General features: G+C 59.4%; 10 protein-coding genes and 1 pseudogene. 9 read left to right on the top strand and 2 right to left on the bottom strand.

Annotated features, from left to right (window positions below; all coding sequences use genetic code 11):
* The first annotated feature begins 131 nt into the window (after nt 1-131).
* The 3 genes and pseudogenes from speB to ACQZ5Y_RS21400 all read left to right on the top strand — a co-directional run bounded on the left by speB (nt 132) and on the right by ACQZ5Y_RS21400 (nt 2,944).
* Complete coding sequence (gene speB, locus ACQZ5Y_RS21410; protein ID WP_174049394.1) at nt 132-1,085, top strand: agmatinase; 954 nt, start codon at nt 132-134, stop codon at nt 1,083-1,085.
* A gap of 71 nt (nt 1,086-1,156) precedes the next feature.
* Nucleotides 1,157-2,089, top strand: a complete 933-nt coding sequence (gene argC, locus ACQZ5Y_RS21405; RefSeq protein ID WP_019565461.1) for an N-acetyl-gamma-glutamyl-phosphate reductase — start codon at nt 1,157-1,159, stop codon at nt 2,087-2,089.
* Nucleotides 2,090-2,099: 10 nt separating this feature from the next.
* Nucleotides 2,100-2,944 (top strand): annotated as a pseudogene (locus ACQZ5Y_RS21400) (aminoglycoside phosphotransferase family protein).
* Between the two features lie 6 nt (nt 2,945-2,950).
* Here ACQZ5Y_RS21400 and ACQZ5Y_RS21395 read toward each other — a convergent pair.
* Nucleotides 2,951-4,069: a COX15/CtaA family protein gene (locus tag ACQZ5Y_RS21395; protein ID WP_174049393.1), complete on the bottom strand. Its 1,119-nt coding sequence runs from the start codon at nt 4,067-4,069 to the stop codon at nt 2,951-2,953.
* Between the two features lie 227 nt (nt 4,070-4,296).
* Between ACQZ5Y_RS21395 and ACQZ5Y_RS21390 the strand changes: the two genes are divergently transcribed.
* The gene (locus ACQZ5Y_RS21390; RefSeq protein ID WP_003512618.1) at nt 4,297-4,509 is read left to right on the top strand and encodes a DUF2842 domain-containing protein; all 213 of its coding nucleotides are present in this window, start codon (nt 4,297-4,299) and stop codon (nt 4,507-4,509) included.
* A gap of 98 nt (nt 4,510-4,607) precedes the next feature.
* Complete coding sequence (gene uppA, locus ACQZ5Y_RS21385; RefSeq protein WP_174049392.1) at nt 4,608-5,840, top strand: polysaccharide biosynthesis GNAT family N-acetyltransferase UppA; 1,233 nt, start codon at nt 4,608-4,610, stop codon at nt 5,838-5,840.
* Between the two features lie 21 nt (nt 5,841-5,861).
* On the opposite strand, the gene uppB is transcribed toward uppA, so the two are convergent.
* Nucleotides 5,862-8,126, bottom strand: a complete 2,265-nt coding sequence (uppB, locus tag ACQZ5Y_RS21380; protein WP_174049391.1) for a polysaccharide biosynthesis protein UppB — start codon at nt 8,124-8,126, stop codon at nt 5,862-5,864.
* A gap of 209 nt (nt 8,127-8,335) precedes the next feature.
* On the opposite strand from uppB, the gene uppC reads away from it, so the two are divergent.
* The 4 genes from uppC to uppF all read left to right on the top strand — a co-directional run bounded on the left by uppC (nt 8,336) and on the right by uppF (nt 13,081).
* Nucleotides 8,336-8,908, top strand: coding sequence for a polysaccharide export protein UppC (gene uppC, locus ACQZ5Y_RS21375; protein ID WP_003512614.1), 573 nt, complete (start codon nt 8,336-8,338; stop codon nt 8,906-8,908).
* A gap of 17 nt (nt 8,909-8,925) precedes the next feature.
* Complete coding sequence (gene uppD / locus ACQZ5Y_RS21370; RefSeq protein ID WP_019565456.1) at nt 8,926-10,068, top strand: polysaccharide biosynthesis type 4 glycosyltransferase UppD; 1,143 nt, start codon at nt 8,926-8,928, stop codon at nt 10,066-10,068.
* A 221-nt stretch (nt 10,069-10,289) separates the two neighbouring features.
* Nucleotides 10,290-11,843: a polysaccharide biosynthesis glycosyltransferase UppE gene (gene uppE / locus ACQZ5Y_RS21365; RefSeq protein ID WP_174049390.1), complete on the top strand. Its 1,554-nt coding sequence runs from the start codon at nt 10,290-10,292 to the stop codon at nt 11,841-11,843.
* A complete protein-coding gene (uppF, locus tag ACQZ5Y_RS21360) occupies nt 11,840-13,081 on the top strand; it encodes a polysaccharide biosynthesis O-antigen ligase family protein UppF (protein ID WP_174049389.1) in 1,242 nt (413 codons plus the stop codon). The genes uppE and uppF overlap by 4 nt, the downstream gene beginning before the upstream one ends.
* Nucleotides 13,082-13,097: the final 16 nt, after the last annotated feature.

Raw genomic sequence — 13,097 nt, 5'->3', positions numbered from 1 at the left:
TCGCTTCTCGGAACCGTTCGTTCAAAACTTCGAAAAGGCGGGGCTTCGGCTCCGCCTTTTTTCATTGCCATCCTCCTTGTTTTTTCGGCGAGAAGACAGCACCCTCAGCGCAAACCGCAATGGGGTGATCAATGCCATCAAAAATCATCGACCATGCCTTCACCGCAGCAACGCTGACATCGGCTGCGACCGACCCGACCCATGCGGGCGTCCTCTCCTTCATGCGGCGCAAATATACCAAGATCCTCAAGGGCGTATCGACGGCCGTCTGGGGTGTCCCCTTCGATGCGGCGACATCCAACCGGCCGGGTGCACGCTTCGGGCCGCAGGCGATCCGCCGCGCCTCCGCGATTTTCGACAACGACCCGCAATATCCCTTTGCCCGCGATCTTTTCGCCCATATGCCGACCATCGATTATGGCGACTGCCTGCTCGACTACGGCAATCACTGGAAAACGCCTGATACAATCGAAAAGGAAGCGCGCAAGATCATCTCCAAGACGGATTATCTGCTGACGCTTGGCGGCGACCATTTCATCACCTGGCCGCTGCTGAAGGCGCATGTGGCAAAGCACGGCCCGCTGGCGCTGGTGCATTTCGATGCGCATCAGGATACCTGGTTCGACGACGGCAAACGCATTGACCATGGTTCCTTCGTGGCCCGCGCCGTGCGCGATGGTCTGATCGATGCCGATCGTTCCATCCAGATCGGCATTCGCACCCATGCGCCTGAGGATTTCGGCATCCGCATTCTCCACGGTTACGAGGTGGAGGAGATGCGGGCGAGCGACATCGCCTCGCTGATCATCAAGCACACGGCAGGGATGCCCATCTATCTGACCTTCGATATCGATTGCCTCGATCCAGCCTTCGCTCCCGGAACCGGTACGCCCGTGGCCGGTGGGCCGACAAGCGCCAAGATATTGTCCGTCCTTCGCGGACTCGGCCAGCTCGATATTCGCGGCTCCGATGTGGTGGAGGTCGCGCCCGCTTACGACCATGCTGATATCACTGCCATTGCCGGAGCGACCGTTGCAATGTATATGCTTGGCCTGCGCGCCGAACGGCTGGCGAAGGCCGGCTGAACCGACGCCCGGGCGCTTAGCAAACTGAATCCGATTACACTCGCAACCCTCTGAAAAGTCAGGACAAGGACATGACAGCGAAGATCTTCATCGATGGCGAACACGGCACAACGGGTCTGCAGATCCGCACGCGCCTTGCTGGTCGCCGCGATATCGAGTTGCTGTCCATTCCCGAAGCCGAGCGCCGCAACGCCGCTATCCGCGAGGACATGCTCAACAACGCCGACATTTCGATTCTCTGCCTGCCGGATGATGCTTCCAGAGAAGCTGTCACCATGGTGGCAGGCAACAACAATGTCCGCATCATCGACACCTCGACCGCCTATCGTATCCATAAGGACTGGGCTTACGGTTTTGCCGAAATGGACAAGGAACAGGGCGAAAAGGTTCGTTCCGCCCGCTTCGTCGCCAATCCGGGCTGCTACCCGACCGGCGCGATCGGCCTTCTGCGTCCGCTGCGCGCCGCCGGCATTCTGCCCGATGGGTATCCCGTCAGTGTCAACGCCGTGTCCGGATATACCGGCGGCGGCAAGCAGATGATCGCGCAGATGGAAGATCAGAGCAGGGACGATGCGATCAGTGCCAACAACTTCCTCTATGGCCTGACGCTTGCACACAAGCACGTGCCGGAAATGACCATTCACGGCCAGCTGGACCGCGCGCCGCTGTTTGCACCCTCCGTCGGGCGCTTCCCGCAGGGCATGATCGTGCAGGTTCCGCTGTTTGCCGCCGACCTCAAGGACGGCGCGACCATCGAGACCGTGCATGCCGCGCTCACCGCCCATTATGCCGGACAGGACATCGTCAGCGTCGTTCCACTTGCCGAAAGCAAGGGGCTGTCCCGCATCGATGCCGAGGAACTGGCGGGCAAGGACACGATGAAGCTGTTCGTCTTCGGCACGCCGGGCGGCGAACACATCAATCTCGTCGCGCTGCTCGACAATCTCGGCAAGGGCGCATCGGGTGCGGCTGTCCAGAACATGGAGCTGATGCTCTCGGCATGAGGCTTTTTGCGTGAGCCGAGCTATCCCCTTTTTTCCGGCCTCGTGGAATATCGAGGCCGCAAAACAGATTGCCGATACGCCGGCCGGGGTGGTTTACGAAGTCAGACTTGGCAATGGTTCCTTGCCATCGCCAAGGTACTTAAACACAAGGTTCTGAAAGACAGCCTTCGCGGGGCGGATTTCATCGAATGGCGGGCAGGTGTCGGCTGCGTGAAGCTGCTCGATCGCTCCGACGACATATTGCTCATGGAACATGCCGGCAATGAGACATTGCGCGACGTGCTTTTTCGCGACGGCGACGATGATGCCACGACCGCAATCGCCGCCGATGTTCTCCTTCACTATCACCAGCCTTCAACGCAGACGCCACCAGCAAGCCTGCTGACGCTGCCGCAATATTTCGAAAGCCTGTTCCGTAAAGCCGAGCACGATCGCAGCGAAGGCACCGACAGCCCCTACATCGAAGCCGCTTCGCTTGCCGAGGAGCTTATCGGGCACCAAAGCAATATTCGACCGCTGCACGGCGATCTGCATCACGAAAACATCATGCGCAGTTCGCGTGGCTGGATCATCATCGACCCGGCAGGCCTGATCGGCGATGCAGCACTCGACGTCGCCAACATGTTCTCCAATCCGCTCGACCGCTTCGATCTGACACGCAGCGAGGCACGCATCGCCTCCATGGCGTCGACTTTTGCGAAAGCGCTCAAACGGAACGAACGGGTGCTTCTGCAATATGCGTTCGCCTACGGCTGCCTTTCGGCGGCATGGCACGAGGAAGATGGCAACACGCGCGAACGCGACGACGAACTGGCCGTCGCGACAACCATCAAGTCTGTCCTGAAGCAATTTTAATGGTTTTCAGTCCCTGATCTCAACCGCGACAGGTGCCGGGTATTCGCCGAGGAAGCCTCGCCAATGGGCGACTGCAAAACCAAGCACCAGCAGCGCCATGCCCTGATGGGCGAGCGCCACATGAATGTCCACATGCATCAGAAGCGTGGTGATGCCGAGCGCCGCCTGAATGGAGATCAACACGAAGAACAGTACGGCGCGGCGGGCATGCGGCGTGCCGGGCAAGGCGCGAGCCAAGGACACCATATGCCACAGCGTGGCGGCAAACAGCGTATAGGCGCCGAGGCGGTGGACGAACTGCACCGTCTTCGGGTTTTCGAACAAGTTGATCCACCAGGGCTGTTGCAGGAAAAGATCGCCGGGCACCAGGGAGCCGTCCATCAGCGGCCACGTGTTGTAGGACAGGCCGGCATTCAGCCCCGCCACCAGCGCGCCGAGATAAATCTGGAACAGACAGAGGAAGGTCAGCAGCGCGGCAAACCGGCGGCCGGTCGTTTCATTGGCAGCATCTGGCGAATGGTGCGACAGGCCGCGCAATATCCACATGCAGCCCGCAAAGATGAGGCACGCGATCGTCAGATGCGTTGCCAGGCGATATTGCGAGACATCTGTACGGTTGACGAGGCCGGAAGACACCATCCACCAGCCGACAAAGCCCTGAAAGCCGCCAAGCCCCAGAAGGCCGATGAGCGGCAGGCGCAAGCGCCTTTCGATGCGGCCGGTCAGCCAGAAGAAGGCGAGCGGCAGGGCGAAGATGAGACCGATGGCGCGGGCAAGCAGTCGATGCGCCCACTCCCACCAGAAGATCGTCTTGAACTCATCGAGCGACATGCCCCGGTTGATTTCCTGATATTGGGGAATACGCTTGTAGAGCTGGAATTCCTCTTCCCATTCGGCAACGGAAAGCGGCGGAATGGCGCCGTGGATGGGCTTCCATTCGGTAATTGACAGGCCAGACTCGGTCAGCCGCGTGGCGCCGCCGACAAGCACGAGACAGAACAGAGTGAAGACGACGACGCGCAGCCAGATGCGCAGCAGGCGGCGATCCTTCTCCTGTTTCTGCAGGGCAGCCTCCACCACCATTTCCGCAGAACCATTTGCCATCGTCATGCCGCTCGAATGCATCTTTGAGGTCTCCATCATACAGTCATGTTGATTAGCCCCAACCGGCACAACAAAACAAGGCCTCAGGGTTTGCGGCATCCGGTCGCGGCGGTATAGTTTCGCCAGACACTAGATCGTCCTGTCTCTGCTTCGAATCACCAATACGATCTAGATTTTTTGTTTTACGCATGTCTTTTCCCCAAAACCGATGACACTTTTGGGATACATGCTCGGTTACGGAAGATTTCATGCACCCTCGCCTCAGATCGCTCATCGGCACCATCGTCATCATCTGCCTCGTCGTCATCTACGCCGTAGCGGCGACGGCCATCGCGTCGGCGACGCTGGCGCAATCTCCATGGTGGGTGCATCTTGCCTACTTCGTGCTGAGTGGGCTTTTGTGGATACTGCCCGCCATGCTGGTCATCAAATGGATGGCCGGCTCCAAAAAACAGGAATAGGCACCTGCCTTCTACGGGACATCCAGAGGTCGCAATTTTATAAACCTCTTGTTTGCCGCTCAACGATATAGTCTCACCGAAACAACCGGAGAGCGTGGATGGCGGCTGAAGCGCCGGTCATAGTCAGCGAGGGTGAAGGACCAGCCGCCGTGCAAAACGAGCGGCGGGGCGCCGATCGCCTGGCTATCGATCTCGTCGACGATGCCTCCACTATCCGCGCCGACTGGGAACAGCTGGAGAGCGACCCGCTCAATTCGCTGCATCAGGGTTACGGCTGGTGCTCCATCTGGGCGCAAACGCAGGACAGACCCCTCCTCATCATTCGCGGCAGGCAAAGCGGAAAGACCGTGTTCCTGCTGCCGCTCGAAATCGTTCTGGAAGGCGGCATCCGCAAGGCACGTTTTCCCGGCGGCCGTTTCAACAATATCAATACCGGGCTTTTCGACCGGTCCTTCGCCGAAGCAGCCAACCACAAAACGGCGGCAGCCATTGCCCGCGAAGCGCGAAAGCTGCTGCGTGGCCAGGCGGATATTCTGGCCTTGCAGAACATACCGCTGATCTGGCGCGGCAGGACCAACCCGCTCTCGCATCTGGCATCCGTCGAAAACCAGAACCCGGCCTTCCAGATTCCCTTACTGGCAAATTTTGAGAGCACGCTTCGGCAGATCAACGCCAAGAGGCGCCGGAAGAAATTCCGCATCCAGAGCCGGAGAGCCGGGGAAATGGGTGGTTACAGCCATGTGATCGCCCGTTCGCCACGGGAAAAGTGCGAATTATTGCAGACGTTTTTCCGGCAGAAGGCAGCCCGGTTCGCATCGCAGGGCATTCCGGATGTTTTTCGCGATCAATCGGTAAAAGACTTTTTCTATGACCTCGCAAATTTTCCGGAGATCGGCAGAGACAGTCTTCTGGAACTGCACGCCATTCGTCTGCATGGTCAAAATGAAGGTTTCATCGCTGCCATATCCGGCCTTTCGCGCAAGCAGGATCACATCATCTGCCAGTTCGGTTCTATCGATGAGACCTTCGCGGAAATCAGCCCCGGTGAGCTGCTGTTCTGGCTGATGATTGAACGGGCTTGCAGTGAAAATGCGGCGATCTTCGATTTCGGCGTCGGTGACCAGCCCTACAAGCGCAGCTGGTGTCCGCTTTTCACCGTGCAGCATGATATTTTCCTGCCGGTGACGTTGAAGGGCCGCGCGGCGGCCTCGGCCTACGTTGCCATTGCCCGGACAAAAAGCCTGATCAAATCCAATCCGGCACTCTATGCGTTCATTCAGCGTTTCCGCGCCGGTCGGCCGAGCATGGACGCAACGCCCGCTGCCGACTGACCGGTTATCGGCCACAGCATCTCAGGCGGCGCTCAGACGGTCCGGTTTGCGCATGCCGGTCATCGGCAATGCCTGCTCGTAGCCGTGGGCAACCAGTTCTCCGAGGGTCTTTTCCAGCAATTCGCTATCATTACCGGGAACGGACACGACGATTTCCGCCGGCAGATTGCGCAGCATTTTCTCAAGGCTCGATATCTGCACCGCGCCGCACTCCACGAGAACCGTGTCATAGGCGTCGGAAAGCGCGCTGAGGATCATGGTCAACCGGTCGATGGCGCGCATGGCCTCACGCGGCTGCGCATTGCCGCGCGGCACGATATGGGCATCGGAAAGCCGGTCGCCGTGAATGGTTTCGCCAAAGGCGGCGGCACCCGCCAAAAGGTCCATGACGCCCGGAAGTCCTGTCTCAGGCGCCATCAGGCGCGTCGGACAGGCCGATGCCGTCATATCGACGAGAACGACCGAACGGCCCATTTCGGACAGGGCGCGCGCCAGCATGACGGTGGTGGTCGAACCACTATCACCAGCTGGAGACACGACCGCTGCGACGGATTTCGCAAGACGGGTGGCGAGGAAAGACGCGACGGAGTCGATCGAGAAATTGTCGGCGTTGTCGATCTCTTCTTCCGCAGCGTCCACTTTCGCAGCCGCGGCGTCTGCAACCGGCAGCGCCGATTTGGCAGCAACGGCTGCGACCGGTATCTGCGCTTCCTGTTCGACAATGGACTGGCGGGCAGCGGCAGGCATGGAACGAACCGCAGGCGGCGCATCCTCTTCACGTGCGAGAAGCGGTTGCTCCGGCGTATCCGGTGTCTCATTCGTGTCAGCACGCGCTTTGGCGGGCGGTGGCGGATCGGACAGCGGCGGGACATGGGTCTTGCCAACCGGCTTCAACGCCCGCCCGGTGAACAGTTCCACGAGCATGACGACGATGCAGGAGAGAAGGAAGGCCGCCAACGTGACGACGATGGTGATGGCGCCGGTCTTCGGGAAATAGGGTTCGCGCGGCTCCACTGCCGTTGAAATCACGCGGGCATCGGCGGGCGTGGATTCGGCTGAGCCGGCGCGCGACGTCGCCTCGCGGTAACGGGCGAGATAGGTTTCAAGAAGCTGGCGCTGAGCCGAGGCCTCGCGCTCCAGGTCGTTGAGGCCAACCTGCTGCTCACCGGCGCGTACACTTTCCGTTTTCAGCACGTTCAACTGCTGAACCAGTTGCCGCTCCCGCAGGCGGGACACATTGGCCTCGTTTTCGAGACTTGCGAGCACCTTGCGGGTCTCCTCCTGAATCTGCCGTTGTATGCCGTCAATTTGGCTGCGCAGCGCCTTGATACGCGGATGGCCTTCCAGCAGCGAGGAAGACAGATCGGAAATCTGGCTGCGCATGGCAGCCTCGCTTTCCTTCAGTCTCTGGATCATCGGCGAGGCGACGACGTCGGGGAAAGTATCGAGTGGGCGGCCGCTCGAAAGCGCGTTGCGCACGCCTTCTGCCCGCGCCTCCGCATTCGCCCGCTCGCCGCGGATACGGCCAAGTTCGGTCGAGATATCGCTGAGTTGCCGGGTGGCGAGCGTTTCGCCCTGCCCTGCCGACAGAATATCGGACGAGGCGCGGTAATCCGCGACCTTCCTGTCCGCATCGCGAACCTTCTCACGCAGACTGGCGATTTCCGGCTCCAGCCAGCGTGCCGCCTCCGTGCTTGTGTCCAGTTTCGCGCCGCTCTGCAGCGCGATATAGGCCTTCATCATCGCGTTGGGGACTGCTGCCGCAAGCATGGGGTCCTCGGACGAGAACTCGACCGTGATGACGCGCGAGCTTTCGACCTGGTAGACCTGCAACCTCTCCTGGAACGCCTTCAGTATCCGTTCCTCTGGCGGCACCTGCTGCGGATCTTTCTTGACGCCGACAGCAACCAGCAGCTTCGAGACGAGAGAAGGACGCGCCGCCGGGTCAAGCTCCTGCCGCTCATAAAGCTTCATATCTTTCGCGACCTGCTTGATGAGGTCGACCGATTGCAGGATCTGCACCTGGCTGGAGATGGTCAATTCATCGAGCACGGGTTCGGCAGGCGCATTCGACTGCTGCGACGCACCGAAGGAGGCCGCGCGCGATTCGATGAGGACGCGCGCCTCGCCCTTGTAAGCGGGCGACATCATGCTTGCGACAACGAAGGCGGCGCCCCCGGCAAGCAGCGTGATCGCCGCTATCCTGCCCTTGCGCTGCCATATGGCAGCGACGAGCCGCGCGAGATCGATATCCACATCCCTGTCATCAATGCGATCGCCGTTCATACGGGCTCCGTAACCGAGATACACCTCGGGCGCTCAAATATAGAGGCCAATTTTCGCGAAGTTTAAGTCTTTCCGGTAACACAACAGTTAATTGTGACGAAGCCCACGAAATAAAGCCGATATTACCATCCTTGTGACTGGCTGTTTACCGCCCATTAACCCTAACAGAACGATAAGAATGCTCATAGTTCGACTCGGAGCCAGATGAGATGCCGCTCGCCGGATCACGACATGTCACCGCACTGACGCTTGCCGTTCTAACGGCCCTTTCCGGTTGCGCGGCATATCAACCTGCGCCCAAGGCGTTTCACGAGGGCGCCCTGCAGCCCTATCATGTCGATAGCGGTGACAGGCTGCGCATCAACGTGTTCGAACAGACCGGGCTGACAAATACCTATACGGTCGATCAGGCTGGTTATGTCGCCTTCCCGCTTGTCGGTCAGGTTCCCGCCCGAGGCAAGACGCTGCCGCAGCTCGAAGCCGCCATTGCCGCCAAGTTGCGTCAGGGTTATCTGCGCGATCCCGACGTCACGATCGAGATCGATCGTTATCGCCCCGTCTTCATCATGGGCGAAGTCGGCCGTCCCGGCCAATATTCCTACGTGCCGGGCATGACGGCGCAGAACGCCATCGCCATCGCCGGCGGCTTCACGCCACGCGCCAATCAGGCCGATGTCGATATCACCCGCAAGATCAATACCGAGGTGATGACCGGCCGGATCGGGATCACCGCACCAATTCTTGCGGGCGATACGGTCTATGTGCGTGAACGCTTCTTCTGAAAAACGGAGCGGCTGACATGGCGGATGACGGTCCTCCCCTGCGCATCATTCACTGTTTCCGCTCTCCCGTCGGTGGCGTGTTCCGCCATGTCCGCGACCTGATCGAAGAACACGTCAAGCAGGGCCACAAGGTCGGCATCGTCTGTGACAGCTCGACCGGCGGCGCGCATGAGGAACGGCTTTTCGCGCAGATCGCCCCGATGCTGGAGCTAGGGTTGACCCGCCTGCCGATCAAGCGGTCGATCAGCCCCGGCGACCTCTGGGCGCTCGTTAAGTCCTACAACCATATCAAAAGTTTGCGGCCGGATATTTTGCATGGGCACAGCGCCAAGGGTGGCGCTCTGGCCCGGCTGATCGGCTCACTGTTGCGGGTGAACAAGTATCGCGTAGCCCGCCTCTATTCGCCGCACGGCGGCAGCCTGCATTACGATCGCAAAAGCCTTAAAGGGCAGCTGTTCCTGCGTATCGAGCGGTTTCAGGAGCATTTCACGGACGCCCTGTGTTTCGTTTGCAATTTCGAACAGGAAACCTACGAAACCAAGGTCGGCAAACCACGCACCCGCACGGCGATGATCTATAACGGCGTGCAGGAAAGCGAGTTTGAAACCGTGCCCGCCCGCGAAGGGGCAGCGCGCTTTCTCTATATCGGCATGCTGCGTGACCTGAAGGGCCCCGACATCTTCATCAAGGCATTCGCCAAGATGGAACGCAGCATCGGCCAGCCCATGTCCGGCGTCATCGTCGGCGATGGGCCGGACAGGGACAAATATGCTGATATGATCGCCAAGGCCGGACTTTCGCAGCGCATTTCCATGCACGCCGCCATGCCCGCCAGACAGGCATTTGCGCTGGCGACGACTGTTGTCGTTCCCTCACGCGCCGAGGCGATGCCTTACATCGTGCTGGAAGCGCTTGCTGCGGGGAAAACCGTCATCGCCTCGCATGTTGGAGGCATAGCTGAGGTTCTGGGAGAAGACAGCGAGGCGCTCGTTCCGGCTGGAGACGCCGATGCGCTGGCAAAGATAATGGTCAAGGATGCCGAGAGCCCGGACTGGGGGAAACGGGTGATGCCCCGCCCCGACAGCTTCAAGGCGAAATTTTCAACGCCTGTTATGGCCGACGACATGATGAAGCTCTATCGTCACCTGCTTTCGCTCTAGAAACATTTCAAAAACACGATTTTTAATTGTATATTCCGCCGTCCTGTAGAAACTCATCATAAACGTTTCTTAGCATGTTTCGGCTAGTTTCCTGCTCGTAGAGCGCACGTATCCGCACGGATGCGAAAACTGTGCTCTACCACTTTGAAGTTGCGCATCGTTCCCTTCGAAAATCGATTCCGGTTTTCGGGCCGATGGGCTGGAGGGTGCGGACCAAAGCAATGACCAAGGCTGACAAGGGAAGACTTGAATTCGATCTGGCAACGTTGCGCCAGCAAATCTCCGAGCGGGATGCGGATGAGCCTTCCGCATCGGAAAGCGTTGTTCTCAATCCGCTTGCACGGCAGATCGCCAACCAGCTGCGCGCCGGCAACCATTCGCCAAACATGGTCATCGGCCAATTGCGTCTTCTCGAATTTTCGATGCTTGCGATCATCGCGGCCATCGTCAACGCCATCGCTGCGCGGCAGGGGCTTGAAACCTTTCTTGCGGTTTTCGGCATTGGGGTGCTGGGCGCGGCGGTTTGCGTGTTTCTTTTGCAGGCCGGCGACTGTTACCAGTTGCCGACGCTGCGCGCGCCGCTGAAAATGTTTGCCCGCATTCAGGGCGCCGTCTGCCTGTCCTTCGTCACCGTCGCCGGCATCCTTCTCCTGTTTTTGCCAGAAGCGCTGCATTCCTGGCAGACTTTTGCCATCTGGTACGCCACCGGCGCAATCGCCATTTTCACCGGACGGCTGATCCTCGGCTTCGCCATTCGCCACTGGGGCCGCAACGGCGTGATGGAGCGTCGCGCCGTGATAGTCGGTGGCGGCGATGCCGCCAAGGACCTCATCCGCTCGCTCGAACAGCAAACGGACAATGATATCCGCATCTGCGGCATTTTCGACGACCGGAAAAGCGAGCGTTCGCCCGATGTGGTTGCCGGCTACCCCAAGCTCGGCACCTTCGCGGAACTGGTGGAATTCGCCCGCCTGACGAAGCTCGACATGCTGATCATCGCCCTGCCGCTCAGTGCCGAGGCGCGTATCCTCCAGCTCCTGCGCAAGCTGTGGGTGCTACCCGTCGATATCCGTATCGCGGCCCATGCCAACAAATTGCGTTTCCGCCCCCGCGCCTATTCCCATGTCGGCGCGGTGCCGATGCTTGACGTGTTCGACAAGCCGATACGCGACTGGGATTCGGTCGGGAAAAGGGTGTTCGACATCGTCTTCAGCATTATCGGCATCGTTCTGTTGTGGCCGGTGATGCTGGGCGCGGCTATTGCCGTCAAAACGACATCCAAAGGCCCGGTGTTCTTCAAGCAGAAGCGTCATGGCTTCAACAATGAAACGATCAATGTCTGGAAGTTCCGTTCCATGTATACGGAACTCAGCGATCCCACGGCAAAAAAGGCCGTCACGAAAAACGATCCGCGTGTCACGCCGGTCGGGCGGTTCCTGCGAAAATCCTCGATGGACGAGCTGCCACAGCTTTTCAACGTTCTTTACGGCGATCTTTCACTGGTCGGGCCGCGTCCGCACGCCGTGCACGCCCAGACGGGCGACCTGAAATATACCGAGGTGGTGGAGCATTATTTCGCCCGGCACAAGGTCAAGCCCGGTGTTACCGGCTGGGCGCAGATCAATGGCTGGCGTGGTGAGATCGACCACGGCGACAAGATCAAGTTCCGCACCGAATACGATCTCTATTATATCGAGAACTGGTCGCTGCTTCTCGATCTCAAGATCCTGTTCCTGACACCGATCCGGCTGCTCAAATCGGAAAATGCCTATTGACCCACACCGGTTACCAGCACGCACCGGATTTTGACGCACCGCTTGCCGCCATGCGGTTGGTCGGCGCGTTCTTCATTGCCTTCGGCGTCTTTCTTTCCGGCTTCGTGATTTCCGAACCGGCGCCCTATGAGCTGATGATGGTAGGGCAAGTGGCCATCTGGTTCCTGCTGGGCTTGCGCCTTTCGCGCACCGTCGTCCTGCTTCTGTGCCTGCTGCTTGCCTTCAATGTCGGCGGTTATCTTTCGCTCACCACCATGGCCAATCTTGACGAGGGGCCGCTTTATCTCGCCGTATCGACCTTTCTGGCGCTGACCTCGGTTTTTTATGCTGCCATCATCGAGGACAAGCACCAGCGGCTGCTGCTGATTTTCCGGGCCTGGCTCGCCGCAGCGCTGATTACCTCCCTGCTAGGCATCATCGGATATTTTCACGCCATTCCCGGTTTCGAGGTCTTTACCCTTTACGATCGCGCCAAGGGCGCCTTTCAGGACCCGAACGTCTTCGGCCCCTTCCTGGTGACGCCGTCGCTGTATCTGATTTACGGCCTGCTCTCCGGCAAGGCGATGCATGCGCCATGGCGGATCCTTGGCCTGCTCATTCTGTCTCTTGCCGTGTTCCTGTCGTTTTCACGCGCCGCATGGGGCCTTTTCCTGTTTTCGGCCGTGCTTCTGGTTTTCGTCATGCTGCTGAAAGAGCGTACGGCGGCATTCCGGCTGAAAATCCTCGTTCTGTTTCTCGTCGCCGTGGCATTGATGGTGGCAGCCGTCATCATCGCCTTGCAATTCAAGCAGGTAGCAGACCTGTTCTCCAGCCGCGCCTCGGCGGTGCAATCCTATGATGGCGGCCATCTCGGGCGTTTTGCCCGCCACTATCTCGGTTTCCTGATGGCGATGGAACATCCGCTCGGCATCGGCCCCATGGTGTTCGACGACATCTTTCCCGCCGCGGAACATAATATCTGGCTGAAGAGCCTGACCACGCATGGCTGGTTTGGCTTCGTCATCTATCTCACGCTGATCTGCTGGACCATTGCCGCCTGCTTCAAACTGCTGCTGCGCCAGCGGCCCTGGCAGCCGTTTCTCATCATTTCCTGGGTAACCTTTGTCGGGCATGTGATGATCGGCAACGTTATTGACACCGACCACTGGCGGCATTTCTTCCTGCTGCTCGGCATATTGTGGGGATGCATGGCTCTGGAAAAGCGCGAAAACCTGCGCCAAAGCAGAAGTGCCACCTAAAGTCCTTACCCTTACG

It is taken from the genome of Agrobacterium sp. A3-95 (assembly GCF_053521785.1).
Note: the sequence above shows the minus strand (reverse complement) of the source record. Positions and strands in the feature narration are given on the sequence as shown.

Bases quoted from the DNA above. Each gene is read 5' to 3' on its own strand.
- uppB (WP_174049391.1), bottom strand. From the start codon at position 8,126: ATGAACGGCGATCGCATTGATGACAGGGATGTGGATATCGATCTCGCG.
- ACQZ5Y_RS21390 (WP_003512618.1), top strand. From the start codon at position 4,297: ATGCACCCTCGCCTCAGATCGCTCATCGGCACCATCGTCATCATCTGC.
- argC (WP_019565461.1), top strand. From the start codon at position 1,157: ATGACAGCGAAGATCTTCATCGATGGCGAACACGGCACAACGGGTCTG.
- uppE (WP_174049390.1), top strand. From the start codon at position 10,290: ATGACCAAGGCTGACAAGGGAAGACTTGAATTCGATCTGGCAACGTTG.
- ACQZ5Y_RS21395 (WP_174049393.1), bottom strand. From the start codon at position 4,069: ATGCATTCGAGCGGCATGACGATGGCAAATGGTTCTGCGGAAATGGTG.
- uppD (WP_019565456.1), top strand. From the start codon at position 8,926: ATGGCGGATGACGGTCCTCCCCTGCGCATCATTCACTGTTTCCGCTCT.
- uppC (WP_003512614.1), top strand. From the start codon at position 8,336: ATGCCGCTCGCCGGATCACGACATGTCACCGCACTGACGCTTGCCGTT.
- uppA (WP_174049392.1), top strand. From the start codon at position 4,608: ATGGCGGCTGAAGCGCCGGTCATAGTCAGCGAGGGTGAAGGACCAGCC.
- speB (WP_174049394.1), top strand. From the start codon at position 132: ATGCCATCAAAAATCATCGACCATGCCTTCACCGCAGCAACGCTGACA.